Raw genomic sequence first — 26994 nt, 5'->3', positions numbered from 1 at the left:
TGCCCTGCATGAGCGCCCCGAACCCAGCCCCCGCCCCCCTCTACGAACCCGGCGCGATCGAAGCCGCCGCGCATGCGCACTGGACCGCGCGCGACGCGCACCGCGTCGTCGAGGACGCGAGCCGCCCGAAGTTCTACGCCTGCTCGATGCTGCCCTACCCCAGCGGCAAGCTGCACATGGGCCACGTGCGCAACTACACCATCAACGACATGATGGCGCGCTACCTGCGCATGAAGGGCTACAACGTCCTGATGCCGATGGGCTGGGACGCCTTCGGCCTGCCGGCGGAGAACGCGGCGATCGACAAGAAGGTGGCGCCGGCGCAGTGGACGCGCGACAACATCGCCGACATGAAGTCGCAGATGCAGCCGCTCGGGCTGGCGTTCGACTGGTCGCGCGAGGTCGCCACCTGCGATCCGGGCTACTACAAGTGGAACCAATGGTTCTTCCTGAAGCTGCTCGAGAAGGGCATCGCCTACAAGAAGACCCAGGTCGTGAACTGGGATCCGATCGACCAGACCGTGCTCGCCAACGAGCAGGTGATCGACGGCCGGGGCTGGCGCAGCGGCGCGCCGGTCGAACGCCGCGAGATCCCGGGCTACTACCTCGCGATCACGCAGTACGCCGACGAACTGCTCGCCAATGTCGCCGACCCGGCCACCCCCGGCTTCCTGCACGGCTGGCCCGAGCGCGTGCGGTTGATGCAGGAGCACTGGATCGGCAAGAGCGCCGGTGTGCGCTTCGCCTTCCCGCACGAGATCCGCGGCGCCGACGGCACGCTGATCGGCGACGGCCTGATGCACGTCTTCACGACCCGTGCCGATACCATCATGGGCGTGACCTTCTGCGCGGTGGCGCCCGAGCATCCGCTCGCGACGCATGCCGCCGCCTCGGACCCGGAGCTGGCGGCGTTTATCGAGACCTGCCAAGCCGGCGGCACGACCGAGGCCGAACTCGCCACCAAGGACAAGGAAGGCCGGCCGACCGGCCTGTTCGTGAAGCACCCGCTGAGCGGCGCGCCGGTCGCGGTGTGGGTCGGCAACTACGTGCTGATGGGCTACGGCGACGGCGCCGTGATGGGCGTGCCGGCGCACGACGAGCGCGACTTCGCATTCGCCAAGAAATACGGCATCGACATCCTGCAGGTGGTGCACGTCGACGGCGAGCACTACAGCTACGACCACTGGCAGGACTGGTACGCCGACAAGCAGCGCGGCGTGACGATCAACTCCGGCAACCTGAGCGGCCTGAGCTACCCGGTCGCGGTCGACGCGGTGGCCGCGGCGCTGGCGGCCCAGGGCCTGGGCGACAAGAAGACCACCTGGCGCCTGCGCGACTGGGGCATCAGCCGTCAGCGCTACTGGGGCACGCCGATCCCGATCATCCACTGCGCCCACTGTGGCGACGTGCCGGTGCCCGAGCGGGACCTGCCGGTGCTGCTGCCCGAGGACCTGATCCCGGACGGCTCGGGCAACCCGCTGAACAAGAGCACCGCCTTCCTGAACGTGGCCTGCCCGAAGTGCGGCGCGCCGGCCAAGCGCGAGACGGACACGATGGACACCTTCGTCGATTCGTCGTGGTACTACATGCGCTACTGCTGCCCCGACAGCGACGACGCGATGGTCGACGCCCGCAACGACTACTGGATGCCGATGGACCAGTACATCGGCGGCATCGAGCACGCGGTGCTGCACCTGCTGTACGCGCGCTTCTGGACCAAGGCGATGCGCGACTGCGGGCTGGTCAAGTTCGACGAGCCGTTCACGAAGCTCTTCACCCAGGGCATGCTGCTCAACGAGTCCTACTACCGCGAGGAGGCCTCGGGCAAGAAGCGCTGGTTCTACCCGAGCGAAGTGGACGTGCGGTTCGACGACAAGGGCCACCCGGTCGGCGCCACCGCGCGCGAGGACGGCCAGCCGGTGCAGCTGGGCGGCATCGAGAAGATGTCGAAGTCGAAGAACAACGTGGTCGAGCCGCGCGACATCATCGCGAAGTTCGGCGCCGACACCGCGCGCCTGTTCACGATGTTCGCCGGCCCGCCGGACCAGAGCGCGGCGTGGTCCGACAGCGGCGCCGAGGGCAGCTTCCGCTACCTCCGGCGACTGTGGCTCTACGCTGAGACGCACAGCGGCACTTTGAGCGCAGCGCTGAAAGAACTCTATGTAGCACCTCCCTGGTCTGAAGCTCCCTCTGACGTGAGGAGTTTTCGCTTTGAGGTCTACAAGACGCTGCAGCAAGCTGCGCACGACTACGAGCGGTTGCAGTACAACACGGTCGTATCGGGTTGCATGAAATTGCTGAACGCCATTGAGCGTTTCTCTGCGACCAGCACGTCGATCGGCGGCTCCAAAGAAAGCGCCCTATCCGAAGCCTTCGGCATTCTCCTGCGCGTTCTCTATCCTGCGGCACCTCACATCGCCCACGCGCTGTGGACCAAGCACGGCTACGCCGCGAGATATGGTGATCTGCTCGACGCGACCTGGCCGCCCGTTGACGAGGCTGCGCTGGTACAGGACGAGATCGAGTACGTGCTGCAGGTCAACGGCAAGCTGCGCGGCGCGCTGACGGTGCCCGCGTCGGCCGACAGGGCCGCGATCGAGGCCGCGGCGCTGGCCAGCCCCGAGCTCGCGAAGTTCGCCGAGGGCCGCACGCCGAAGAAGGTGGTCGTGGTGCCGGGTCGCCTCGTCAACGTGGTGGTGTGAGGACGCCGCCCGTGAATCGCCGCAACACGCTGAGCCTTGTCCTCGCCCTGCCCGTGCTGGCGCTGGCCGGCTGCGGCTTCCAGCTGCGCCGCCCGCCGAAGCTGAGCTTCTCGACGGTGCAGCTGGTCGGCTTCCCGCAGCGCTCGCCGTTCACCGAACAATTGCGCCGCAGCATCGAGGCCAGCGGCACGACCCGCGTGGTCGAGTCGCCCGCCCAGGCCCAGGTGGTGCTCGAAGCGCTGGAGGACGTGCGCGACAAGTCGATTGCCGCGCAGACGGCTGCCGGCCAGGTGCGCGAGTTCACGCTGCGCACGCGGCTGCGGTTCCGGCTGCGCACGCCGCAGGGCCGGCTGCTGATCCGCGACACCGAGTTGCTGCTGAGCCGCGACATGACGTACAACGAGACCAACGCACTCGCCAAGGAACAGGAAGAGGCCATGCTCTACCGCGGCATGCAAAGCGACATCGTCGACCAGGTGATGCGCCAGCTCGCCGCCGTGCCGGCTCCCTGAACGACCGCCTCACCCCGCATGCAGCTCAAGCCCGACCAGCTCGACGCGCATCTGAAGAAGGGCCTGCGCCCGCTGTACACGCTGCACGGCGACGAGCCGCTGCTGGCCCTGGAGTCGGCCGACGCGATCCGTGCCGCGGCGCGCGCCGCGGGCCACACCGAGCGCGAAGTCCACCACGTGGCCGGTGCGCACTTCGACTGGAGCTCGCTGCTCGGTGCCGCCAGCTCGATGAGCCTGTTCGCCGAGGCGAAGATCGTCGAGATCCGCATCCCTTCGGGCAAGCCCGGCAAGGACGGCTCGCAGGCGCTGCAGTACTACTGCGAGCACCTGCCCGAGGGCGTGGTCACGCTGGTCACGCTGCCGCGGCTGGACCGCCAGCAGTCGGGCAGCGCGTGGTTCGGTGCTCTCGAAGCCGCCGGCATCACGCTGCGGCTCGACCCCGTGGAGCGCAGCGCGCTGCCGCAGTGGATCGCCCAGCGGCTGGCTGCGCAGCAGCAACGCGTCGCCGCCGGCGAGGAGGGGCAGCGCACGCTGGCCTTCTTCGCCGACCGCGTGGAGGGCAATCTGCTCGCCGCCCAGCAGGAGTTCACCAAGCTCGGCCTGCTGTACCCGGCTGGTGAATTGAGCTTCGAGCAGGTCGAGGCCGCCGTGCTGAACGTGGCACGCTACAGCGTCTTCAAGCTGGGCGAGGCGGTGCTGGCCGGCCAGGTGCCGCGCGTGCTGCGCATGCTCGACGGCCTGCGTGCCGAGGGCGAGGCGGCCGTGCTGGTGCACTGGACGCTGGCCGAGGACATCCGCGCGCTGCGGCGCTGCAAGGACGCCATGGCCGCAGGCAAGCCGCTGCCGATGGCGCTGCGCGAAAACCGCATCTGGGGCCTGAAGGAGCGGCTGTTCGAGCGCGCGCTGCCGCGGCTCGGCGACGCCGCGATCGAGCAGCTGATGGTGTCCGCCCACGTCTGCGACGGCCTGGTGAAGGGCCTGAAGCACCCCCTGTGGCCCCAGGATCCCTGGGCCGGCCTGCAGCGGCTGGCGCTGCAGCTGGCGGCATCGATGCAGAACGCCAACCTGCCGCGCGGCAGCGCACCGCAGCGGCTCGTGCTGCAGGCCTGATTGCCAGTCGCGTTCAGCGGCGTCGAATCGCGCGGCGTCGTTCGGGCTCGTTGCCGTTGATCGTGTGCGGGGGTGGCGACCCGGCGCAGCACCCGCGCCGCCGCTCAATAGCCGCGCGCGCGGTCGACCAGATGCGCGAGCGGCCGCCCCTCGCGCAGCGCGCGCAGGTTGTCGGCCACGATCCCGGCGGCGCTGCGCGGATCGGTCTGTGCTGCCGCGTGCGGCAGCACGGTGACGCGGGGGTGCGACCAGAAGCGGTGGTCGGCGGGCAGCGGTTCGGTCTGGAACACGTCGAGCACCGCGTGGTGCAGCAGCCCGCCGTCGAGGGCCGCCAGCAGGTCCGCCTCGACCACGTGCGCGCCGCGCGCGAGGTTCACGAAGCCGGCGCCCTGCTTCATCCGCCCGAAGCGTGCGGCGTCGAACAGCCCCCGCGTCGCCGCGGTCAGCGGCAGCAGGTTCAGCACCACGTCGGCGCGCGCCAGCAGCGCATCGAGCGCCGTGTCGCCGGCTTGCGTCTCGATGCCACCTGCCGCCGCCGGGCGGGTGCTCCAGCCCAGCACGCGGTAGCCCTGCGCGGCCAGCCGCAGCGCCACGGCGCGCCCCATCTGACCCAGACCGAGCACCGCCACGGTGACTTCTTGGGCGCGGCGCTGGCCGTGCGGTGCCCAGCGCGCCTCGCGCTGCCACCGGGCATAGCGGAAGAAGCCGCGGTGCAGCGCCAGCACCGCCCACAGCGCGGTCTCGGCCATCGCCGCGTTCATCAGAGGATCGACCATGCGCACGATCGGCACCTGGGCGGGCACCGTCGGGTCGGCCAGCAGCCGGTCGACCCCGGCCCACAGCGACTGGATCAGCCGCAGCCGCGGCAGGCCGGTCAAGGCGCCCGGCGGCGGGTTGGCAACGATCGCGACATCGATGTCGTCGGCACCTTCCCGCGTGCCGACGAGGCGCTCGCCGGGCAACGCGGCACCGAGCGCGGCGCGCCACTGCGCCGCTTCGTCGGCGCCGACGTCACAGGCGAGCAGGACGCTCACGCGCCGGCGACCTCGGCCAGCCGCTGCAGCGCATGCCGCACCGCCTGCACGCGGATCGCGGCGCGATCGCCGTCGAGCTGCAGCAGCTCCGCACGCGGCGGTTGCCCAGAGGCCGCGAAGCCCAGCCAGACCGTGCCGACCGGCTTGCCGGGCACCGCGCCGCCGGGACCGGCGATGCCGGTCACGCCGAGCGCCAGCTGCGCGTGTGCATGCCGCAGTGCGCCCTCGGCCATCGCCAGCGCGACTTCGCAGCTCACCGCGCCGTGCTGCGCGATCAGCGCGGGCGGCACACCGAGTGACTCGGCCTTGGCCTCGTTGCTGTAGGTGACGAAGCCGCGCTCGAACCAGTCGCTGGAACCGGCCACCGTGGTGCAAGCGGCGGCGACCAGCCCGCCGGTGCAACTTTCGGCCGTGACCAGGCGCCAGTGCCGCGCACGCAGGGCCTCAGCCAGCCGCTGCACCAGCGGCTCCAGGTCGGCGAGCGCCAGCAGGTCCCCGTTCATCGGCAGCGCTCCGGTGGCGTGAACAGGCCCTAGGCCACGAAGCGCCACAGCGCGATCACCAGCAGCGTGCACAGGGCCGCCACGCCGTCGTCGAACAGGATGCCGAAGCCCTGCGCCCAGCCGATGTCGGAGCCGGCCCGGCGCCGCTTGAAGCGCGCGTCGGCCCAGGCCACCGGGCCGGGCTTGGCCGCGTCGAAAAAGCGGAACAGCGCAAAGGCCGCCAGCTGACCGAGAAAGCCGCTCGGCAGCACCAGCCACAGCACGGCCCAGAAGGCGAGCACCTCGTCCCAGACGATCGCGCCCGGATCGGCGGTGTGCAGGTGGCGCGCGGTCACGGTGCAGGCCCACCAGCCGACCGCGGTGCCGGCCAGCAGCAGCACCGCCCATTGCGCGTCATCGAGCCAGCGGTCGAGCACCAGGAAACTGAGCCAGGCCCACAGCGTGCCGACGGTGCCCGGCGCGACGGGACTGAGGCCGGCGCCGAAGCCGAGCGCGATGGCATGCGCCGGATGCGCAAGCAGGAAGCCCACGCTCGCACGACGCGGTGGCGCGGTGGCCGGCTCGTCCAGGACGGCGGTCATGCGCGGAAGTGATCGAAGGACGACCACACCGGCTCGACTGCACGACCGTCGCCGTCGACGAGCCGCAGGCCCGGCCCGGCCTCGATGCGGCCGATGCGGCTCACCGCCACGCCGGCGCCACGCGCCGCCTCGAGCACGTGGGCGCTCGCTGCCTCGGGGGCGGTGAACACCAGCTCGTAGTCGTCACCGCCGGCCAGCGTGCACAGGCGCTGCAGCGCCAGCGACTGCGCCGCGAGATCGGCGCTGCGCGGAACGCGGCCGACATCGACGGTGGCGCCGACGGCGCTGCGGCGCAGCAGGTGGGACAGGTCGCCGAGCAGGCCGTCCGAGACGTCGATCGCCGCGCTGGCCAGGCCGCGCAGCGCCAGGCCCAGTGCGACGCGCGGCTGCGGCTGTTCCATCGCAAGGCGCACCCGCTCGAACACCGCGCCGGGCAGCGACACCTGGCCGCGGAAAGCCTCGAGCGCGAGCCGCGCATCGCCGAGGCCGCCGCCGATGGCATGGCTGACCCAGATCTCGTCGCCGGCCCGGGCCGTGCTGCGCAGCAGGGCCGCACCGACCGGCAGCTCGCCGAACACCGTGATGCAAAGGGTGAGCGGCCCGGCGGTGGTGTCACCGCCGACCAGCTCGCAGCCGTGCGCCTCGGCCAGCGCATACAGCCCGGCCGAGAAGCCTTCCAGCCAGGCCTCGTCGACGCGCGGCAGCGCGATGGCCAGTGTGCAGGCCAGCGGCCGTGCGCCGCAGGCCGCCAGATCGCTGAGGTTGACCGCCAGCGCCTTGTGGCCGAGCCGCCGCGGCTCGACCGTGGGCAGGAAGTGGCGGCCTTCGACCAGCATGTCGCAGGACACCGCGAGCTGCATGCCGGGCCGCAGCGCCAGCACCGCGCAGTCGTCGCCCGGCCCAAGCGCCGCGCGGCAGGTCGGACGGGCGAAGTAGCGCGCGATCAGATCGAACTCGCCGAGGCTCATGGCGCCATTGTCGCTTCGCGCTTGGGGCGGTTGCGCGCCGCCGTGCGGATCACGCGACAGACAGGGCACGCACCTCAGAGCGGCCGCTGCCCGCCGTGCTCGCGCAGCGCGTTAGACAACTCCACGGCCGACTTCACGCCCATCTTCTCGAACACGCGCGCGCGGTGCACTTCGACGGTGCGCACGCTGATGTCCAGCGCGTGGGCGATCAACTTGTTCGGGCGACCGTCGATCACGAGCACCATCACCTCGCGTTCGCGCTCGGTCAGCTCGGCCAGCCGCAAGCGCAGCAGCGCGCCGGCACGTCGGGCCTCGAGCGTGGCGCGGCTGGCGGCGAGGGCCCTTTCGATGCGGTCGACCAGGCTGTTGTCGGAGAACGGCTTCTCGACGAAGTCGAAGGCGCCGCGCTGGATCGCCGCGACCGCGGTGGCCACGTCACCGTGGCCGGTGAGGAAAATGACCGGCATCACCTCGAGCAGGCCCCGCTCGATCAGCCGCTCGAACAGCTGCAGCCCGCTCATGCCGCCGGGCATGCGCATGTCGAGCAGCACGCAGGCCGGCGCGCCGAGGATCGCATCGCCGCGTGTGGTGAGCATGACCTCGAAGGCTTCGGCCGAGTCGTGCGGCTCGGCCAGCAGGCGGCGCGTGCGCAGCAGCCAGGCAATCGCATTGCGCACCACCGCTTCGTCGTCGACGAGATGCACCACCGGCAAACCCAGCGGCGCAGTGGCCGGCGGCACGATAGTGCTCATGAGTCCGCCCTTGCGCTTCGCACCGGACCAGGCAGAGCGAACTCGCCCCCGGAGGGGCAGGGGTCCTTTCGTGGTCCTTGGCGGCCGTGCGCGCTCATGCAGACACTCCGTCGACGACACCGACGCTCGCGGCTGCCGACATGCCGGCGGCCCCGGCGGCCCCGGCGGCCGGCAATGTGAACTCGAAACAGGTGCCGAGCACCGTCCCGCGGCCATCGCGCAGCGTCGTGAAGTCGAGTGCACCACCATGCTGTTCGACCACGGTGCGACACAGGCTCAGGCCCAGGCCCAGGCCCTCGGCCTTGGTGGTGAAGAAGGGCGTGAACAGCCGGGCCGCCACCTCGGGTGCAATGCCGGGACCGTGGTCGGTCACGCTCAGGCGCACCCACGCGCCGTGCGCCCGCGCACCGATCTTCACGACGCGGCGCTCCGGCGGTTCGACCGCCATGGCCTGGATCGCGTTGCGGGTCAGGTTGAGCAACACCTGCTCGATCATCGTGCGGTCGCAGGTGACCCGGGGCGCCGGACTGCCGAACTCGAGCTCGATGCGCGCCGCGCTCTTGCGGGCCTGCAGGCGCAGCAGGGGCAGCAGCGTCTCGACGAGCTGGTCGCAAGCCACCTGCTCGCGGCTCTGCTCGCGGCGGCGCACGAAGTCGTGCACGCTGCGGATGACGCGGCCGGCCCGCTCGGCCTGCTCGGCGATGCGCTGGGTGGCTTCGCGGATCAGCGCCACGCTGGGCGCGTCCGGCCGTGCGCCAGCATCGTCGATCAGGTTCAGCGAGCCGCTCGCATAGCTCGCGATCGCCGCCAGCGGCTGGTTGAGTTCGTGGCTCAGCAGCGACGCCATCTCGCCGACGCTGGCGAGGCGGGCCGTGGCCTGCAGCTGCTCCTGCTGCTGGCGCGACAGATCCTCCACGCGGCGCTGCGCACTGAGGTCGAGCACGGCGCTCATCCAGCCGCTCTGGCGGCCATCAGGGCCCAGCAGCGGCGCCTCGAAGATGAGCACCGGGAAACGCTCTCCGCCCGCGCGCATGAAGGTGGTCTCGAAACCGTCGCGCGACTCCTGCGGCGGCACGCCCTGGGCCATGCGCTGGGCCTGGCGCGCTTCATACGCAGCGCGCATCTCGGGCGGCCAGTACGGCGGCGCGGTCTGCCCGACGAGCTGCTCGGCGCTGAAACCCACCATCGTGCAGAAGGCCGGGTTGACGTAGGTGACGCGGCCTTGCAGGTCGCGTGCACGCAGGCCGGTGACCAGCGAGTCTTCCATCGCCCGGCGCAGCGTGAGCTCCTCGCCGAGGCGCAGCTCGGCCGCGGCACGACGGCGCACATCCCGCACCAGCAAGGCCACCACGGCGGCCAGGGCGAGCGACAGGCCCAGCACCAGCGAGGTCGCGACATTGGGGATCAGCCGCGGCGCGCCGGCCGCGCTGTCGAGCCGCAGCGCGAGCGTGAGGCTGGACAGGTTGACGAGACGCTCGGCGACATAGACGCCGGCCCCGCGCGTCAGCCCGCCGCGTGCCAGACGCGTGCCGTCACCCTCGACGAAGGACAGCTCGTGCCCCCGCGCCAGCTCCGGGGCGATGGCCTCGTCGATCACCGCGCCGAGCGCCAGCGTCGCCACCATCGCGCCCCGCCCGCCGTCCGGACCGATCGGCAGGCAGGCGTCGATCACCTCGACGCCCAGCCCACCGGGCTGGGGCACGAAGTAGCTGCGCGACCAGGCCGGCGCGGCCACGCGCTGGGCGTCCGCGCAGGCAGCCTGCGTGTCGAGGTCGAGGGCGCTGCGCGACAGGCTGACGAACAGCGGGCCGCCGTAGGGCGAGTCGGCCGCGGTCTCGATCACGTTGGCGCCGCTGCGCCACTCGATGCGCAGCATCTCGCGGCGCGCCCGCAGCAGGTCGGCGGCATCGGCGCGCCACTGGGCCGGCTGCGGATCGTTCCACAGCAGCGCCTGCAGGCTCTGGACATCGCGCATCAGCAGCTGGCGCACGTTGGCCGCCGCGGCAATCGCCGCCAGTTCGACGCGTTCCTGTTCGCGGTTGTGCTCGTACTGCACCGTCAACGCGAGCAGCAGGGTCTGGGCCACACCCAGCAGCAGCACCAGCAGCGCCCACGGCAGCACGCGCCGCCAGCGTGAAGCAGGCAGCGCGGGCACGGGGGCATCGGCATCGACCATGGCCGCAGTATCGAGAGCTCTCGAGACGAGCAGGTAAGCAGTTTCTCGCATGGCCGTGGCGGTCGGGATTTGCAACACTGCTGCTACGCAAGCCGCTCTGGCCGCAACCGGGTCTTCTTACAATCGACGACCCGGCCTGTTGCACCTCCCCGCGGTGCGCGCCCCAACACGGAAAGCCAGACCATGCTGACCAACGAAGAAAAGAGCGCTGAACTGCGCCAGGCCGCACTCGAGTACCACGAGTTCCCGACGCCCGGCAAGGTGGCGATCGCCGCGACCAAGCAGTTGGTGAACCAGCATGACCTCGCGCTGGCCTATTCGCCCGGGGTGGCGGCGGCCTGCGAGGAGATCGTCGCCGACCCGGCCAACGCTTACCGCTACACCTCGCGCGGCAACCTGGTGGCGGTGGTCACCAACGGCACCGCGGTGCTGGGCCTGGGCGACATCGGCCCGCTGGCGTCCAAGCCGGTGATGGAAGGCAAGGCCGTCCTGTTCAAGAAATTCGCCGGCATCGACGTGTTCGACCTCGAGCTCAACGAGAGAAACCTCGACAAGCTGGTGGATTGCATCGCTGCGCTGGAGCCGACCTTCGGCGGCATCAACCTCGAGGACATCAAGGCCCCGGACTGCTTCTACGTCGAGCGCAAGCTGCGCGAGCGCATGAAGATTCCGGTTTTCCACGACGACCAGCACGGCACCGCGATCGTCGTCGGCGCGGCGCTGATCAACGGCCTCAAGGTCGTCGGCAAGGACATCAAGCAGGTCAAGCTGGTCACCTCCGGCGCCGGCGCGGCCGCACTGGCCTGCCTGAACCTGCTGCTCAAGCTCGGCCTGCCGCGCGCGAACATCTGGGTCACCGATCTGGCCGGTGTCGTCTACAGCGGCCGCACCGAATTGATGGACCCCGACAAGGCGGAGTTCGCCCAGCCCACCAGCCAGCGCTCGCTGTCGGAAGCGATCGCGGGTGCCGACATCTTCCTGGGCCTGTCGGCCGGCGGCGTGCTGAAGAAGGACATGGTCGCGAAGATGGCCGCGCGACCGCTGATCTTCGCGCTCGCAAATCCCAATCCCGAGATCGCGCCCGCGGACGTCAAGGCGGTGCGCGACGACGCGATCATGGCCACCGGCCGCACCGACTATCCGAACCAGGTCAACAACGTCCTGTGCTTCCCCTACATCTTCCGAGGGGCGCTGGACTCGGGCGCGACGACGATCACCGACGAGATGGAAATCGCCGCCGTCCGCGCGATCGCCGACCTGGCCCAGGCCGAGCAGAGCGAGGTGGTGGCCGCGGCCTATGCCGGCGCGACGCTGAGCTTCGGGCCGGAGTACCTGATTCCCAAGCCCTTCGACCCGCGCCTGATGATGAGGATCGCGCCGGCCGTTGCGCTGGCCGCGGCGGCGTCCGGCGTGGCCACGCGCCCGGTGAAGGACGTCGACGCCTACCGCGAGAAGCTGCAGGCCTTCGTCTATGCCTCGGGCACGGTGATGAAGCCGATCTTCAACGTCGCCAAGCGCGCCAAATCCAAGCGCGTGGTGTTCTGCGAGGGCGAGGAAGAGCGCGTGCTGCGTGCAGTGCAGGTGATCATCGACGAGGGCCTGGCGAGGCCGACACTGGTCGGCCGGCCCCAGGTCATTGCCCAGCGCTGCGAACGTTTCGGGCTGCGCCTGCAGGCCGGCAGCGACTACGACGTGGTCAACACCGAGAACGACGAGCGCTACCGCGACTACTGGCAGACCTACCACCGCATCATGGCGCGCCGGGGCGTGACGCAGCAGTTCGCGAAGATCGAGATGCGCCGCCGGCTGACGCTGATCGGCGCGATGCTGCTGCACAAGGGCGAGGTCGACGGCATGCTGTGCGGCACCTGGGGCACGACGGCGATTCACCTGAAGCACATCGACGAGCTGATCGGCCTGCGACCGGGCGCGAAGACCTACGCCTGCATGAACGGTCTGATCCTGCCGGGCAGGCAGGTGATGCTGGTCGACACCCACGTCAACTACGACCCGACAGCGGCGCAGTTGGCCGAAATCACCGTCATGGCCGCCGAAGAGATGAAGCGCTTCGGGCTGGTGCCCAAGGCCGCGCTGTTGAGCCACTCCAATTTCGGCTCCAGCAACCAGCCTTCCGCACTGAAGATGCGCGAGGCCCTGGCGTTGGTGCGGCAGCAAGCACCGTGGCTGGAAGTCGATGGCGAGATGCACGGCGACACCGCGCTCGACCCCTCCCAGCGCAGTGCCCAGATCCCCGACAGCACGCTGCACGGAGAAGCGAACCTGCTGGTGCTGCCGAACATCGATGCCGCCAACATCGCGTACAACCTGTTGAAAACTGCTGCGGGCGGCGGCATCGCGATCGGCCCCGTGTTGCTCGGCGCCGCCAAGCCGGTGCACATCCTGACGCCCTCTGCGACGGTGCGACGCATCGTCAACCTGACAGCGCTGACGGTGGCGGACATCAACGCGGTTCGCTGAGCCCGGTCGATCGGCGCGGCAAGCACGGCAGGCGCCGGGAAGGCGTCGCTTGGGGCTACCGCGTCGGGTTCAGGCGATGAAGGTCGCATGGATGTTGATCTGCAAATGAAAATTTGGTAGTTTGCGCATACTTACATTGCATCAATTCCCCCTGGAGTCTGCTGAAATTTGAGGCAGACTCTTGAGGTATCGGCCCCATTTCGGTACCATTGGCGCTTCGAATTTCAGGGATAACCCGTGGTTTTCACCGGTCGGTCACACCGGGGGTCTGCTTGGCGTCTCGTCGCCGCTGCTGCGCTGGCGGTGGCGACCATCGGTGCAGTGTCCGTCGGCTCCGTGACACTGGCAAAGGACGGGGCGCCTTCGGCTGTCGTGGCCTTGTCCTCGCTGCCGGCCGAGGCACAGACTGCTCAGCGGACGATCCACCAAGGCGGTCCTTTCCCGTACTCGAAAGACGGCATCGTGTTTGGCAATCGGGAGCGCCTGCTGCCGCGCTACCCGCGCGGCTACTACCGCGAGTACACCGTGCGAACACCAGGGTCCCGCGATCGGGGGGCCCGCAGGATCGTTTGCGGTGGGCAAAAGCCCACTGCGCCGGACGCCTGCTACTACACCGACGATCACTACGCGAGCTTCCGCCTCATCGCGCAGTGAGCCCTACCACCAACAAGGAACGAGGGGGATTCTGACCATGATGCCGTTGCAGACCGTCCGTCCCAACATCGTGCAGGCCATCCGCGCGTTCCGCGTGGAGGATCTGCAACTCGCCGCGCAAGACCTCGGCCAGCATTTCCTGTACGCGAACCTGGCGCTGGCCCAATCGAAGCAGGAAGTGCTCGAGGGCATCGCCGACGCCTTCCTGTTTCCCACCCATTTCGGCAAGAACCTCGATGCGCTGTTCGACTGCATGACCGACCTGGTACACAAGTCGGGCAACCAGCCGGGATTCGTGGTGGTGCTGGAGCAGTTGCCCGACAACGCCAAGTTCGATCGCGAAGCCCGCGAGCAGTTGCTCGACGTCTTCCGAGACGCGGCCGACTTCTGGGGGGAACGCAAGATACCCTTCAGGTGCTTCTATTCTTTTCAGTAGCCCGCTCCCCGGACATCGGGCAGGGAGAGCGGGCGATGGAAGCCCAGAACGACGCGAAGCCGGCCAAGACGCCGGCCGGCGTCATCAGCGTGCAGCTGCCCTTCATGAGCAGCGCCTTCGACACGGCGGGGTGGCTGGTAGCGGCCTAGTCGAAGCGCCCGGTCACGGCGGCCGTTGCGAAGCAAGGCAACGGCGGCTCTCGGGCGAGTTTGCACCGCTGCGCGGTCGCCGTCGGAGATCATGGGCCCTGCGGGGCCCATTTTCATTGGGGCCCGGCACTCAGCGCCGCGGCCAGTCCGACATAGTCCACCACCGGCACCTCCTCGGCACGGCGCTGGGTGTCGAACCGCCCGTCGAAACTGCGCGCCTCCAGCCAGCGCCCCAGCGTGTGACGCAAGAGCTTGCGGCGCTGCGAGAAGGCCGTGGCGACGATTTCACCGAGCAGCGTCGCATCGACCGCCGGTGGCGCGGGGAACGGCAGCATACGGACCACGGCCGACTCCACGCGCGGCGGCGGCTCGAAGGCCCCGGGCGGCACGTCGAGCACCGACTCGATGTCGTAGCGCCACTGCAGCATCACGGTGAGTCGCCCGTAGTCCTTGCTGCACGGGGCGGCCGCCATGCGCTCGACGACTTCCTTTTGCAGCATGAAGTGCTGATCCTCCACCAGCGCCGCGACCGGCAGCAGGTGGAAGAGGATGGGCGTCGAGATGTTGTAGGGCAGGTTGCCGACGATCCGCAGCTTCGCACCCGCACTCTCAGCCAGCGCGGGGAAATCCACCTGCAGCACGTCGGACTCGATCACCTGCAACTGGGGCCGCTTGCGCAGCCGCGCGGCCAGATCGCGGTCCAGCTCGATGACGGTCAGGCGCTCGCAGCGCGCCACCAAGGGGTCGGTCATGGCGCCGAGGCCGGGGCCGATCTCGACCAGCGCCTGCCCCACCCGGGGTTCGATCAGCGCAATGATTGCATCGATCACGGCCGCATCGGCCAGGAAGTGCTGGCCGAAGCGCTTGCGCGCGATGTGCTTCACGGCTGCCGCGACGAAGCCGTTCTGGCGCTCACTGCGGCGGCTCCCTCATCTCCACATAGGCACGCGCGCGCACGTCGCGCGCCCACTCCTGGTAGGCGCTCTCGAACTTCTGCTCGCGCAGCACGTTGCGCGCGATCTCACGCTGCTGTTTGCGATCGACCGGCACGCTGCGACGCTCCAGAACCTGGATCAGGTGCACGCCGAAGCGCGAGACCAAGGGCTCCGAAATCTGGTTGATCTCCAGCGTCTTCATCACCGCTTCGAACTCGGGGACGAACTGCCCGGGCGAGGCCCACCCCAGCTCGCCGCCCTGCGCCGCACTGCCGTCCTCGGAGTTCTCGCGCGCCAGCTGCGCGAAGCTGGCTTTGCCGCCGTCGACCTGCTGCTTGAACTCGGCCAGGCGGGCCACGGCCTTTTGCTGGCTCAACTGCGCAGAAGTCCGCAGCAGGATGTGGCGCGCGCGCGTCTGGGTGACCATCATGCCGCCGTCACGACGGTCGAGCACCTTGAGCACGTGAAAGCCAGCCCCCGACTGAAGCACCTGTGGCACGACGGCGCCGGCGCGCAAATCCCGCACCGCATCGGAGAACAGGTCGGGCAGCCGGTCGAGCGAGCGCAGGCCGAGTGCTCCGCCCTGCTCTTTCGAGCCGGTCGACAGTTCAGTGACGAGGCGCGTGAAATCTTCGCCGCCGCGGGCGCGCTCGAGCGCCTTGTCCGCGATCGCGCGGCGCTGCGCGACCTCGGCTTCGCTGGCGCCCTCGGGCACGCCGATCAGCACCTGCGCGACGTTGAACTCGGGCGGCGCGACGCCGCTGGCGCGGCTCGCCATCAGTGTCTCGACCTCGCTGTCGCTGATCTTGATGCGGTTCTGGACCTCGCGCTCGCGCACACGCTCGAGGAGCAGCTGGTCACGCAGGTTGCTGCGAAAACGCGCGAAATCGATGCCGTCGCGCTGCAGCCGCTCTCGCAGCTGCGCGAGCGTGATGCGATTTTGCGCGGCCACGTTCGCCACGGTCCGGTCGAGCTCGGGCTCGTCGATGCGCACGCCGCTCTCGCGCGCGGCACTGAGTTGCGCGCGCTCGTCGATCAAGGTGTCGAGCAGCTGGCGGCGCAGCTCGTCGTCGGGGGGCAATCGCGTGCCGCCTTGCGCCGCTTCGCGCCGCAAGGCGGCCAGGCGCAGCTGGACCTCGCTGTTGGTGACCAGCTCGCGGTCCACGATCGCGACGATGTAGTCGGCCGACCGGGCGGGTATCGATTGCGCCGCAGCACTCACCAGGAGACTGCAAAGCAGGGCGAGCAGCGCCCCTCTGACGCACGGGGAAGAAGGCTTCGGCAACATCGGTGACAGCTCAGGGAGTCGAGAGGGCTGGCGCGACCACCGGACTGTCGTCGCGCAGCAAACGGTAACCGGGCACATTCTCCCTCAGCACCTTCAGCGGGTTCGAACCGAGCCGCGACAGGCCGATCAGCTCGAGCTGGAACAACAGGCGGGTCGTCGCCTGGCTGAGTCCGGTGGACAGGCGCTCGGCAACGATGCGCCCGATCCAGCAGCCCGAGTCGTACTCGAAGCCGACGATCGAATCGGTGATGCGCGAATCGCGCCGGCTGTAGTTGACGCGGCCCACCGTGTACCAGGCGCCCGGGCAGCCGGCCACCGGGGCCGGCCGCGAACCTGCACCGAGACCGTCGAGCGCCTGGGCGTCACGCGCCTGCACGGCGGCAGCGTGTTCGCGTGCCGGTGCATTGAGCGGCCATTGCCAGCCCAGCTCGACCTGCTCGCTGGCATTGCGCGTATAGCGGTAAGTGAGGCTGACGGTGCGCAGCGGGCTGGGCGAGTAGCGCACGCTCGAAATCGAGCGCACCGCGCGGCTGATGTCGGCGTTGTACTGCAGCGTGCCATCGAGCCACCAGTGCGGCACCAGGTTGCTGGAGCCGAGCAGCAGCAGATCGGACCAGCGCTGCGTGATCGGCTCGCCGTCGGCCGTGATGCGCTGTGTGCGCAGCAGCATGCGCTGAGCGATGCCCAGCCGCAAGGCCTCGGCTCCGGTCGTCCGATCGAGGAAGCGCGTGGTCACGCCAGCGGTCATCTGGTTCGCGTCGGACACGCGGTCGACGCCGGAGAACACGTTGTCGGAGTAGATCGACGTGAAATTGAAGTCGTTCGCGGCGCTGTCGAAATTCGGCAGGCCGGTCTGGTCGCGAAAGGGCGTGTTGACGTAGAGCAGCCGCGGCTCCAGCGTCTGGGTCAGGTCGCGACCGAAGGCGCTGCTGTCGCGCTCGAAGATCCAGGCGCTGTCGAGCGAGACCGTGGGAATGATGCGCGAGGCATGCCGGCGCCCATCGGCCAGCGGCTGGTCGAGGTCGTAGCTGGCGGCGTTGAACGACACGCGTGGCGTCAGCGTCCAGCCCGGCGCGCCGATCGGCGACCAGGGGCGCGCGAGCGAGCCGAGCGCATGCAGACGCGAACCGGTCTGCAGGCTGGCGTCGTCGTTCGAGAAGCGGTTGGCCTCGGTTTCCCATTGCCACTCGAGGCCCGCGGCCGCGCCGCGCTGGCGCACACCAATCTGCGGCTCGCGCTGGTAGGGCGAAACGATGCGACTGGCCGGGTCGATGTCCTGCAGCACCTGCCAGGTCTGCACCCGGGCATAGGCGACGGTATCTCCCCAGCCGTAGTCGAAGCGGCGGCGCGCATAGGCGTCGGTGGGCAACAGCCGCGGCGTCGGACTGGGCAAGGTGCCCGCGAAGTCCTTCCAGAAGTCATTGTCGGAAGCACGCTGCAGCGCGAGGCCGTAGTCGACCTCGCCGACCGCCGCCCCCTCCCAGCGCGCTTCGTGACCGACGTTCAGCGACCAGCGCGAACGGTTCGCCACCTGGTCGTCGGGCAGCATGTAGGCCTGTACGGTGCCGAGGTAACCCGGCTCGAGGTAGCGGAACTCGGTGCCGAGCGCCGCGCCGCGGCGCGTCAGCAGGGCCGGTGTCAGGGTGGCATCACGGTTCGGTGCAATGTCCCAGTAGTAGGGCGCGCCGACCTCGAAGCCGCTTTTGTTGTCGAGCTTGATGATGGGCGGCAACCAGCCGGACTTGCGCTTGTCGGTCAGCGGGAAGCTCAGCGTCGGAGCGGCGAGGATCGGCACGCCGTAGAAGTGCAGCACCGCCCCTTCGGCCGTGCCCTCTTCAGCTGCGGTGTCGAGCAGCAAGCGGTCGGTGCTGAGCAGCCAGGCCGGATCGGGCGCAGGACAGCTCGTGTAGGTGGCACCGTAGGCGACGCCGCGGTTTTCATCGAGAAAGTCGAAACGGTCCGCTTGGCCGCCGGCGTTGGTGCGTCCGAAGTGGTAACTCGGTGACAGGAAGTAGCCTTCGAAGCGGCCGACCTTCAGCTGCAGCTCGGGGCCACGATAGACGTCGCCGTTGCGGGAGATCTCCACGTTGCCGCTGGCGCGCGCCAGATCGGTCTGCTGCTGATACTCGACCCGATCGGCCTTCAGCGTCAGCGACCCACGGCGGAATTCCACCGCGCCTTCGGCCACGGTCTCGAGGTCCGGCCGTCCCGACAGACGATCGGCCTCGATCACCAGTGGCCCTTCGCCGCTGTCGGCCTTGATGACCGGACCGAAGCGGGCACCGGTCTCGGCGGTCGGCCGCAAGCCCGGGCCTTCGATGCCGCTCTGTGCCCTGGCGACTCCCGTCAGTACGGCAGTCCCCGTCGTCACCGCGAACACCGCCGCCGCGACCGGCTTCAAGGGCCACGAACGCGGCAGGGACGGAGCGGATGCGGCGCGGTCGGCAGTCGACAAGGGTGTGGCGGACAAGAGAGAAGGGGCCGCCGATCGCGGCGCGCAGCGACCGCCGAGAAAGCGCCACCACGGCGCCAGCCTGCATGCGGTTTGTAGAATCGATTATTCCATGCGCTTGCGCATCGACCACCACGGCGCAGCGCCGCAGTCCCACGGTGACCCACAGCCCACCTACCTTGAGCGCACACGATCCGATCCGCTGGGGCGATGCCTCCAGGCAGCAGGCGTTCGCGCACTGGCTGGACACGCAAGCCGCCCTGCATGGCCTCGATGTCGCGAGCCTGCGCCCGGCCAGCGCCGACGCGAGCTTTCGTCGCTATTTCCGCATCGATGGCCCGCGCGGCCCGCGCATCGTGATGGACGCGCCCCCGGAGCACGAGGATTGCCGCCCGTTCCTGCGCGTGGCCGGCTTGCTGCGCGGCGGTGGCCTGAATGCGCCCGAGGTGCTCGACTGGGACCAGGCGCACGGCTTCATGCTGCTCGACGACCTGGGCACGACCACCTACCTCGAGGCGCTGACGCGGAGCAACGCGGCGCAGACGAACGCGCTCTATCTGGCCGCGCTGGATGCGCTGGTGCAGCTGCAGCGCATCGACGCCCGGGCGCAGGTGCCGGCCTATGACCGCGCCTTGCTGCAGCGCGAACTCGATCTCTTCCCCGCGTGGTACATCGAGCGCCACTGCGGCCACGCACTCGATGCCGAAGAGCGCGCAAAGCTGCAGCGCTGCTTCGCGCTGGTCCTCGACGCGTGCACTGCCCAGCCGTGCGTGCTCGTGCACCGCGACTACCACTCGCGCAACTTGATGCTGCCGCGCGAAGGCAGCGGCGGCGCGCCCGGCATCCTCGACTTCCAGGATGCGGTGTGGGGCCCGATCAGCTACGACCTCGCATCGCTGCTGCGCGACGCGTATGTCGAGTGGGACGAGGAAACCCAGCTCGACTGGGGCGTGCGCTACTGGGAGCGCGCCCGCAAGGCCGGGCTGCCGGTCGATGCGGACTTCGGCAGCTTCTGGCGCGGCTTCGAATGGATGGGCCTGCAGCGCCACCTCAAGGTGCTCGGCATCTTCGCGCGGCTCCACCATCGCGACGGCAAGGACGGCTATATCAAGGACCTGCCATTGGTGTGGCGCTACGCGCACCGTGTGGCGAGCCGCTACAACGGGCTCGGTCCGCTGGCCCATCTGCTGGAGCGCCTCGCCGGCACCCAGCGCGAGACAGGCTATACGTTTTGAACCCTCACCGACCGTGCCTCGCTTCCACGTCGACCTGATGCTGGCCGACGGCCTGGACGCCGCATTGCCGGCCGCCGCGGCACGCCACGTGCAGGTGCTGCGCCTTCAGCCGGGCGACGTCATCACCCTGTTCGACGGCCGCGGCGACGAATGGGACGCGCAGGTGCTGCACATCGGCCGCAGCGAGGTCCGGGTCCGGGTCGGCGGCGCGCGGGCGGTAGACCGGGAGCTGCCACTGCCGGTGACGCTGGCGGTCGGCATGCCGGCCAACGAGCGCATGGACTGGCTGATCGAGAAGGCCACCGAGCTCGGCGTGGCGGCCATCCAACCGCTCGTCTGCGAGCGTTCGGTGCTGCGCATGAGCGGCGAGCGCGCCGACAGGAAGCTCGCCCACTGGCAAGGCGTGGCCGCCGCCGCGGCCGAGCAATGCGGTCGAGCCACGCTGCCGCGCCTGCAGGCGGTGCGCTCCTTCGCCGAGTGGCGGCGCCTGCTGGCACCGACCCCTGCCGAGGCACGCTTCGTCCTGAGCCTGGCCGACGACGCCCTGCCTTTCGCGGAGGCGTTGCCGTCCGCGCTGCGAGCCGGGCGAGGCCTGCTGTTCCTCAGCGGACCCGAAGGGGGTCTCAGCGACGCCGAGGACGCGCTGGCTCGCGCCGCAGGCCTGCAGGCGATCTCCCTGGGGCCGCGGGTGCTGCGCGCCGAGACGGCCGCATTGACCGTATTGGCGGCGCTGGCAGCGCTGCTCGCCTGAAGGCACGCGCCCCCCGGCTGCGACGCACCGCGCCAGCCTTCACGCGGTGCTCGGCCGGCGTGAAACAGCGGCACCCGGCGGCGCAGTGCCCGCATCAGGGGTTCTGGGCGATCGTCACGCCCGGGCCGCACAATCAAGCCCGGGGACGGTCCCCGCGGGAGCACATGATGGGTTTGCTGAACTCGGTGATCGGAGCCCTCGGCGGCTCCCAGAGCGGCGGGCAAGGCGACGCGCTGCAGGCGGTGATCGCGATGCTGGCTCGTGGCGGACAAGGCGGCGGTGGCGGTCTGGACGGGCTGGTGCAGCAGTTCCAGCAGGGCGGGCTGGGCGACCTGGTCGCCTCGTGGATAGGCACGGGCCAGAACCTGCCCGTCTCCGCGAACCAGCTGCAGGATGTGCTGGGCAGCGACATGCTGGCGCAGTTCGCACAGCAGCTCGGCCTGTCTGCGGGTGATGCCGCCGGCCAGCTGTCGCAATTGCTGCCGCAGGTGGTGGACAAGCTCACGCCGAACGGCCAACTGTCCGATGTCGGCAGCTCCGGACTGGGCGACCTGGGCAGCGTGCTCGATCGTTTCAGCAGGCCTTGACGGACCACCCCCGCTGCGGCTGCGCCGCTCCCCCTCCAGGGGGCGCCGCCGGCGGACCGGCGAAGCCGGATCCGCGACGGCCACGCGCCTGATCCGCCCCTACTTCTTGCGGAACTTGCGCAGCGCGGCGATCTGCGCCGCCATGGCGGCGAACTCGCCCTGGGCCTTCGCGAAGTCGATGTCGCTCTTCGCATTCTTCATCGCTTCTTCGGCGATCTTCTTGGCCGCTTCGGCCTTGGCTTCGTCGAGATCGCGCCCGCGGATCGCCGTGTCGGCCAGCACCGTCACGCGATCCGGTTGCACCTCGAGAATGCCGCCGGCCACGAACACGAATTCTTCCTCGCCGGTGTCGGCGCGCTCGACCCGCACCGCCCCCGGCTTGATGCGCGTGATCAGCGGCGTGTGGCGGGGATAGATGCCAAGCTCGCCCATTTCGCCGGGCAGTGCGACGAACTTCGCCTCGCCCGAGAAGATCGAGGCTTCGGCGGAGACGATATCAACGTGAATCGTTGCCATGCTGAATGGTCCTTAGCGTGCAAGAAGCTTCTGGAAGCAAGCCCTCGGCGCAGACGACGCCGGAGCGTCGAATGCCCGGCTTACTGAATCTTCTTGGCCTTCTCGAAAGCTTCATCGATGGTGCCGACCATGTAGAAGGCCTGCTCGGGCAGCGAGTCGCACTCGCCGGCCACGATCATCTTGAAGCCGCGGATGGTTTCCTTCAGCGGCACATACTTGCCCGGCGAGCCAGTGAACACCTCGGCGACGTGGAAGGGCTGCGACAGGAAGCGCTGGATCTTGCGCGCGCGCGACACGGCCAGCTTGTCTTCCGGCGCGAGTTCGTCCATGCCCAGAATCGCGATGATGTCGCGCAGCTCCTTGTAGCGCTGCAGAACGGCCTGGACGTCGCGGGTGGTCTTGTAGTGCTCTTCGCCGACGACGTTGGGGTCGATCTGGCGGCTGGTCGAGTCCAGCGGGTCCACCGCCGGATAGATGCCCAGCGAGGCGATATCGCGCGACAGCACCACGGTGGCATCCAAGTGGGCGAAGGTCGTCGCAGGCGACGGGTCGGTCAGGTCATCCGCCGGCACGTAGACGGCCTGGATCGAGGTGATCGAGCCGACCTTGGTGGAGGTGATGCGCTCCTGCAGGCGGCCCATTTCCTCGGCCAGCGTCGGCTGGTAGCCCACTGCCGATGGCATGCGGCCCAGCAGCGCGGACACTTCCGTGCCGGCCAGTGTGTAGCGGTAGATGTTGTCGACGAAGAACAGCACGTCGCGGCCTTCGTCGCGGAAGGACTCGGCGATCGTCAGGCCGGTCAGCGCGACGCGCAGACGGTTGCCCGGGGGCTCGTTCATCTGGCCGTAGACCATCGCGACCTTCGACTGCGTCAGGTCCTCCTGCACCACGACCTTCGAGTCCGACATCTCGTGATAGAAGTCGTTGCCCTCGCGGGTGCGCTCGCCGACACCGGCGAACACCGACAGGCCGGAGTGGGCCTTCGCGATGTTGTTGATCAGCTCCATCATGTTGACGGTCTTGCCGACGCCGGCGCCGCCGAACAGGCCGACCTTGCCGCCCTTGGCGAACGGGCAGATCAGATCGATCACCTTGATGCCGGTCTCGAGCAGCTCCTGCGAGGGGCTCAGCTCGTCGTAGGCCGGCGCCTTGCGGTGGATGGGCATGCTCAGCTCGGCGCTGACCGGGCCGCGCTCGTCGATCGGGTTGCCCAGCACATCCATGATGCGGCCGAGCGTGGCCTTGCCGACCGGCACCGTGATCGCATTGCCGGTGTTGCTGACCATCAGGCCGCGGCGCAGACCGTCGGACGAGCCGAGGGCGATGGTGCGCACCACGCCGTCGCCGAGCTGCTGCTGCACTTCGAGGGTCAGTGCCGAGCCCTCCATCTTCAGCGCGTCGTACACGCGCGGCATGCGGTCGCGCGGGAACTCCACGTCCACCACGGCGCCAATGCACTGGACGATCTTGCCCACGGCTGCTTGAGTGTTCGACATGCTTGTGTCCTTGTGTCTAACTTTTGAAGGGGTTGCGTCGGAAATCGTGGGGCCGATCGGGCTCAGCCCACGGCGGCCGCGCCGCTCACGATCTCGGAGAGTTCTTTGGTGATCGCCGCCTGGCGGGTCTTGTTGTAGACCAGCTTCAGCTCGCCGATCAGCGTGCCGGCGTTGTCGGTGGCGGCCTTCATCGCGACCATGCGCGCCGACTGCTCGGAAGCCATGTTCTCGGCCACGGCCTGGTAGATCAGCGCCTCGACATAGCGCAGCAGCAGGTCGTCGATCACCGTCTTGGCATCGGGCTCGTAGATGTAGTCCCAGCCATGCTCGCCGGCGTCGGCCTCGAGCTTGTCCGAGGCCAGCGGCAGCAACTGCTCGACCACCGGCTCCTGCTTCATCGTGTTGATGAACCTCGTGTAGCAGAGGTACACGGCGTTGAGCTTGCCCTGCGCGTACGCGTCGAGCAGCACCTTGACGGGGCCGATGAGCTTTTCCAGATGCGGCGCGTCGCCGAGATGGGTGGCGTGCGACACGACCTTGGCACCGATGCGGTTCAGGAAGCCCAGGCCCTTGTTGCCGATCGCCACGGCCTCGGCCTTCTGCCCCGAAGCCTCCAGCTCGCGCAGCTTGGCCGTCACGGCGCGCAGCACGTTGGTGTTCAGCCCGCCGCACAGGCCCTTGTCGGTGGTCACGACCACGAAGCCCGCGACCTGGGCCGCACCGGAGCCCACCACCATAAAGGGATGGGTGTACTCCGGATTGGCATGCGCGAGGTTGGCCGCGACGTTGCGGATCTTGTCGGCGTAAGGACGCGCCGCGCGCATGCGCTCCTGCGCCTTGCGCATCTTCGACGCCGCGACCATTTCCATGGCCTTGGTGATCTTCTTGGTGTTCTCAACGCTCTTGATCTTGCCGCGTATCTCTTTGCCGGCTGCCATTACTCGCTCCTATGCAGTGGCACACATCCGTTCGCCGTGAACCTGTCGAGGGGTCAGGCGAACGACTGCTTGAACGCGCCGATGGCAGCGGCCAACTCGGCCTCGCTGTCCTTGTCGAGCGCCTTGGTGTCTTCGAGCTTCTTCAGCAGCGCGGCATGGCTGGTCTTGAGGAACTGGTGCAGGCCCGACTCGAAAGCCAGCACCTTCTTCACCTCGACGTTGTCGAGGTAGCCCTTGTTCACCGCGAACAGCGTGGCAGCCATCAGGCTGATCGGCTGCGGCTGATACTGCTGCTGCTTGAGCAACTCGGTCACGCGGGCGCCGCGGTCGAGTTGCTTGCGGGTGGCTTCGTCGAGGTCGGAGGCGAACTGCGCGAAGGCCGCCAGCTCGCGGTACTGCGCGAGGTCGGTCCGGATGCCGCCCGACAGGCCCTTGATCAGCTTGGTCTGCGCCGCGCCGCCGACGCGCGACACCGAGATACCGGCGTTGATCGCGGGGCGGATGCCGGCGTTGAACAGGTTGGTCTCGAGGAAGATCTGGCCGTCGGTGATCGAGATCACGTTGGTCGGCACGAAGGCCGACACGTCGCCGGCTTGCGTTTCGATGATCGGCAATGCGGTCAGCGAGCCGGTCTTGCCCTTCACTGCGCCCTTGGTGAACTTCTCGACGTAGTCGGCGTTCACGCGCGCGGCGCGCTCGAGCAGGCGGCTGTGGAGATAGAACACGTCGCCGGGGTAGGCTTCGCGGCCCGGCGGGCGGCGCAGCAGCAGCGAGACCTGGCGGTAGGCGACGGCCTGCTTGCTCAGGTCGTCATAGATGATCAGCGCGTCCTGGCCGCGGTCGCGGAAGTATTCGCCCATCGTGCAGCCCGAATAGGCCGACACGTACTGCATCGCCGCCGATTCCGAGGCCGAGGCCGCGACGACGATGGTGTATTCCATCGCCCCATGGGCTTCGAGCGCGCGCACCACGTTCTTGATCGACGACGCCTTCTGGCCGATCGCGACGTAGACGCAGGTCATGTTCTGACCCTTCTGATTGATGATCGCGTCGATCGCCACCGCCGTCTTGCCGGTCTGGCGGTCGCCGATGATCAGTTCGCGCTGTCCACGGCCGATCGGCACCATCGAGTCGATCGACTTGAGACCGGTCTGCACCGGCTGGTCAACCGACTTCCGTGCGATCACGCCCGGTGCGACCTTCTCGATCACGTCGGTCATCTTGGCGTTGATCGGGCCCTTGCCGTCGATCGGCTGGCCGAGCGCATTGACCACGCGGCCGATCAACTCCGGGCCGACCGGCACTTCCAGAATGCGACCCGTGCACTTGACGGTGTCACCTTCGGAGATGTGCTCGTACTCGCCCAGGATCACGGCACCGACCGAGTCGCGCTCGAGGTTGAGCGCCAGACCGTAGGTCGGCTGTCCATCCTTGGTGGCCGGAAATTCGAGCATTTCGCCGGCCATCACGTCCGACAAGCCGTGCACGCGCACGATGCCGTCGCTCACCGACACCACGGTGCCTTGGTTGCGGATGTCCGACGCCGCCCCGAGTCCCTCGATGCGGCTCTTGATCAGTTCGGAAATTTCAGCGGGATTCAGTTGCATGGCTAGCTCCCAGTCTCTTCACGCGCCCTGCGGCGTCGACGACCAAACCCGACGGCTCGCGGCCTGCGGGCGGATTGATTCAAATACGGCTCAGGCAATCAGCGCGACCTTCATGCGCTCGAGGCGGGCCTTGACCGAGGTGTCCAGCACCTCGTCACCGACCACCACCCGCACCCCCCCGATCAGCTCGGGCTCGAGCTGCACCGTGGCAGCCAGCTTGCGCCCGAAGCGCTTCTCCAGTGTCGCGACCAGATCGGTCAGAACCGCCGGCTCGATGGGATAGGCGCTGTAGACCGTGGCGTCGGACACCCCCGAACTCGCGTTGACCAGCGCGTGAAACTGCGCCGCGACCTCGGGCAGCGCCGACAGGCGCCCGTTCTCGATCATGGTGCGCAGCAGGTTCTGCACGCCCGGCACCAGCGCTTGCTTGACCACACCGACGACGAGATCGAACACCTGCTGGGGCGCCACCTTCGGGCTGTCGGCGAACCGCAGCAGCCCGGGATCGGCGGCGACGCCACCGAGCGCGGCCACCTGATCGGCCCAGCCCGCCGCCTCACCCTGCGGCACGGCCCTGAACAGCGCCTCGGCATAGGGTCGCGCGATGGTTGCGAGTTCAGCCATCGTCAGAGCTCCGTCTTCAGCCGCGACAGCAACTCGGCGTGAACGCCGGCGTTGACTTCGCGCTTGAGGATCTGCTCTGCGCCCTTGACGGCCAGCGCCGCGACCTGCTCGCGCAGGGCCTCGCGGGCCTGCACCAGCTGCTGCTCGGCTTCCGACTTGGCGGCGGCAACGATCTTGCCGCCTTCCTCGGTGGCGCGCTTCTTGGCGTCCTCGACGATCGCGAGGGCGCGCTTCTCGGCATCGGCCAGGCGGCGCGCGTTCTCGTCGCGCACGGTGGCGAGCTGTTCCTCGACCCGCTTGTTGGCCGAGGCGAGCTCGGTCTTGGCACGGTCGGCCGCGGCCAGGCCGTCGGCGATCTTGCTCGCGCGCTCGTCCAGCGCCTTCGTGATGGGCGGCCACACGAATTTCATCGTGAACCACGCCAGGATGAAGAACACCGCCAGCTGCGCGAAGAGCGTTGCGTTCAGACTCACGGCAACACCTTTCTAGTGCGGTTGGATGGAGGGCTGG

At 69.0% G+C, this 26994-nt stretch carries 24 protein-coding genes; 9 read left to right on the top strand and 15 right to left on the bottom strand.

The genetic code is table 11. The annotated features are described in order from the left end of the window. Positions 1 to 8: 8 nt before the first annotated feature. The 3 genes from leuS to holA are packed head-to-tail and all read left to right on the top strand — an operon-like array spanning position 9 to position 4324. The gene (gene leuS / locus ACQY9S_RS17680) at positions 9 to 2702 is read left to right on the top strand and encodes a leucine--tRNA ligase (protein WP_428421476.1); all 2694 of its coding nucleotides are present in this window, start codon (positions 9 to 11) and stop codon (positions 2700 to 2702) included. An 11-nt stretch (positions 2703 to 2713) separates the two neighbouring features. Then, positions 2714 to 3214 carry an LPS assembly lipoprotein LptE gene (gene lptE / locus ACQY9S_RS17675; protein WP_428421474.1) on the top strand — a complete coding sequence of 167 codons (501 nt, stop codon included), beginning with the start codon at positions 2714 to 2716 and terminating at the stop codon, positions 3212 to 3214. 18 nt (positions 3215 to 3232) lie between these two features. Then, positions 3233 to 4324 carry a DNA polymerase III subunit delta gene (holA, locus tag ACQY9S_RS17670; RefSeq protein ID WP_428421472.1) on the top strand — a complete coding sequence of 364 codons (1092 nt, stop codon included), beginning with the start codon at positions 3233 to 3235 and terminating at the stop codon, positions 4322 to 4324. A gap of 104 nt (positions 4325 to 4428) precedes the next feature. Here holA and ACQY9S_RS17665 read toward each other — a convergent pair whose 3' ends face one another. From ACQY9S_RS17665 to ACQY9S_RS17640, 6 genes are all read right to left on the bottom strand, one after another. Beyond that, complete coding sequence (locus ACQY9S_RS17665; RefSeq protein ID WP_428421471.1) at positions 4429 to 5358, bottom strand: 2-hydroxyacid dehydrogenase; 930 nt, start codon at positions 5356 to 5358, stop codon at positions 4429 to 4431. Then, positions 5355 to 5861 carry a CinA family protein gene (locus ACQY9S_RS17660; protein ID WP_428421469.1) on the bottom strand — a complete coding sequence of 169 codons (507 nt, stop codon included), beginning with the start codon at positions 5859 to 5861 and terminating at the stop codon, positions 5355 to 5357. Before ACQY9S_RS17660 ends, ACQY9S_RS17665 begins: the two co-directional genes overlap by 4 nt. Before the next feature lie 29 nt (positions 5862 to 5890). Beyond that, positions 5891 to 6442 (bottom strand): phosphatidylglycerophosphatase A family protein, encoded by a 552-nt coding sequence (locus ACQY9S_RS17655; RefSeq protein ID WP_428421467.1) that lies wholly within the window; start codon positions 6440 to 6442, stop codon positions 5891 to 5893. Beyond that, positions 6439 to 7410 (bottom strand): thiamine-phosphate kinase, encoded by a 972-nt coding sequence (gene thiL, locus ACQY9S_RS17650; RefSeq protein WP_428421465.1) that lies wholly within the window; start codon positions 7408 to 7410, stop codon positions 6439 to 6441. The genes ACQY9S_RS17655 and thiL overlap by 4 nt, the downstream gene beginning before the upstream one ends. A 74-nt stretch (positions 7411 to 7484) precedes the next feature. Further along, entirely contained in the window at positions 7485 to 8162 is a 678-nt protein-coding gene (locus tag ACQY9S_RS17645) for a response regulator transcription factor (RefSeq protein WP_428421463.1), read from the bottom strand. Between the two features lie 94 nt (positions 8163 to 8256). Then, positions 8257 to 10389 (bottom strand): PAS domain-containing sensor histidine kinase, encoded by a 2133-nt coding sequence (locus tag ACQY9S_RS17640; protein ID WP_428421462.1) that lies wholly within the window; start codon positions 10387 to 10389, stop codon positions 8257 to 8259. A gap of 132 nt (positions 10390 to 10521) precedes the next feature. Between ACQY9S_RS17640 and ACQY9S_RS17635 the strand changes: the two genes are divergently transcribed. The 3 genes from ACQY9S_RS17635 (at position 10522) to ACQY9S_RS17625 (ending at position 13906) form a co-directional block, all read left to right on the top strand. After that, positions 10522 to 12816 carry an NADP-dependent malic enzyme gene (locus tag ACQY9S_RS17635; protein WP_428421460.1) on the top strand — a complete coding sequence of 765 codons (2295 nt, stop codon included), beginning with the start codon at positions 10522 to 10524 and terminating at the stop codon, positions 12814 to 12816. Positions 12817 to 13128: 312 nt separating this feature from the next. After that, entirely contained in the window at positions 13129 to 13470 is a 342-nt protein-coding gene (locus ACQY9S_RS17630; RefSeq protein WP_428425800.1) for a ribonuclease domain-containing protein, read from the top strand. A gap of 40 nt (positions 13471 to 13510) precedes the next feature. After that, a complete protein-coding gene (locus ACQY9S_RS17625; RefSeq protein ID WP_428425798.1) occupies positions 13511 to 13906 on the top strand; it encodes a barstar family protein in 396 nt (131 codons plus the stop codon). Between the two features lie 262 nt (positions 13907 to 14168). On the opposite strand, the gene rsmA is transcribed toward ACQY9S_RS17625, so the two are convergent. From rsmA to ACQY9S_RS17610, 3 genes are all read right to left on the bottom strand, one after another. After that, positions 14169 to 14939, bottom strand: a complete 771-nt coding sequence (gene rsmA, locus ACQY9S_RS17620; RefSeq protein ID WP_428421459.1) for a 16S rRNA (adenine(1518)-N(6)/adenine(1519)-N(6))-dimethyltransferase RsmA — start codon at positions 14937 to 14939, stop codon at positions 14169 to 14171. 28 nt (positions 14940 to 14967) lie between these two features. After that, a complete protein-coding gene (locus ACQY9S_RS17615) occupies positions 14968 to 16212 on the bottom strand; it encodes a peptidylprolyl isomerase (protein ID WP_428421457.1) in 1245 nt (414 codons plus the stop codon). A gap of 76 nt (positions 16213 to 16288) precedes the next feature. Further along, a complete protein-coding gene (locus ACQY9S_RS17610) occupies positions 16289 to 18679 on the bottom strand; it encodes an LPS-assembly protein LptD (protein WP_428421456.1) in 2391 nt (796 codons plus the stop codon). 230 nt (positions 18680 to 18909) lie between these two features. On the opposite strand from ACQY9S_RS17610, the gene ACQY9S_RS17605 reads away from it, so the two are divergent. The 3 genes from ACQY9S_RS17605 (at position 18910) to ACQY9S_RS17595 (ending at position 21303) form a co-directional block, all read left to right on the top strand. Continuing rightward, a complete protein-coding gene (locus ACQY9S_RS17605; RefSeq protein WP_428421454.1) occupies positions 18910 to 19965 on the top strand; it encodes an aminoglycoside phosphotransferase family protein in 1056 nt (351 codons plus the stop codon). Positions 19966 to 19978: 13 nt separating this feature from the next. Then, positions 19979 to 20716, top strand: a complete 738-nt coding sequence (locus ACQY9S_RS17600) for a 16S rRNA (uracil(1498)-N(3))-methyltransferase (RefSeq protein ID WP_428421452.1) — start codon at positions 19979 to 19981, stop codon at positions 20714 to 20716. Between the two features lie 167 nt (positions 20717 to 20883). Beyond that, positions 20884 to 21303: a YidB family protein gene (locus ACQY9S_RS17595; protein WP_428421450.1), complete on the top strand. Its 420-nt coding sequence runs from the start codon at positions 20884 to 20886 to the stop codon at positions 21301 to 21303. 99 nt (positions 21304 to 21402) lie between these two features. Here ACQY9S_RS17595 and ACQY9S_RS17590 read toward each other — a convergent pair whose 3' ends face one another. From ACQY9S_RS17590 to ACQY9S_RS17565, 6 genes are all read right to left on the bottom strand, one after another. Further along, positions 21403 to 21819 carry a F0F1 ATP synthase subunit epsilon gene (locus ACQY9S_RS17590; RefSeq protein WP_428421449.1) on the bottom strand — a complete coding sequence of 139 codons (417 nt, stop codon included), beginning with the start codon at positions 21817 to 21819 and terminating at the stop codon, positions 21403 to 21405. Between the two features lie 80 nt (positions 21820 to 21899). Then, positions 21900 to 23315, bottom strand: coding sequence for a F0F1 ATP synthase subunit beta (gene atpD, locus ACQY9S_RS17585; RefSeq protein WP_428421447.1), 1416 nt, complete (start codon positions 23313 to 23315; stop codon positions 21900 to 21902). A gap of 62 nt (positions 23316 to 23377) precedes the next feature. After that, positions 23378 to 24253 (bottom strand): F0F1 ATP synthase subunit gamma, encoded by an 876-nt coding sequence (atpG, locus tag ACQY9S_RS17580; protein ID WP_428421445.1) that lies wholly within the window; start codon positions 24251 to 24253, stop codon positions 23378 to 23380. 53 nt (positions 24254 to 24306) lie between these two features. After that, positions 24307 to 25860 carry a F0F1 ATP synthase subunit alpha gene (atpA, locus tag ACQY9S_RS17575; RefSeq protein WP_428421443.1) on the bottom strand — a complete coding sequence of 518 codons (1554 nt, stop codon included), beginning with the start codon at positions 25858 to 25860 and terminating at the stop codon, positions 24307 to 24309. Between the two features lie 90 nt (positions 25861 to 25950). Then, positions 25951 to 26484, bottom strand: a complete 534-nt coding sequence (locus ACQY9S_RS17570; RefSeq protein WP_428421442.1) for a F0F1 ATP synthase subunit delta — start codon at positions 26482 to 26484, stop codon at positions 25951 to 25953. 2 nt (positions 26485 to 26486) lie between these two features. Beyond that, complete coding sequence (locus ACQY9S_RS17565; protein ID WP_428421440.1) at positions 26487 to 26957, bottom strand: F0F1 ATP synthase subunit B; 471 nt, start codon at positions 26955 to 26957, stop codon at positions 26487 to 26489. Between the last annotated feature and the right edge of the window lie 37 nt (positions 26958 to 26994).

Origin of the sequence: Methylibium sp. (assembly GCF_965279545.1) — a bacterium.
Taxonomy (GTDB): Bacteria; Pseudomonadota; Gammaproteobacteria; order Burkholderiales; family Burkholderiaceae_C; genus Methylibium.
The sequence above is the reverse complement of the archived record's forward strand: the minus strand, read 5'-3'. Positions and strand labels throughout refer to the sequence as shown.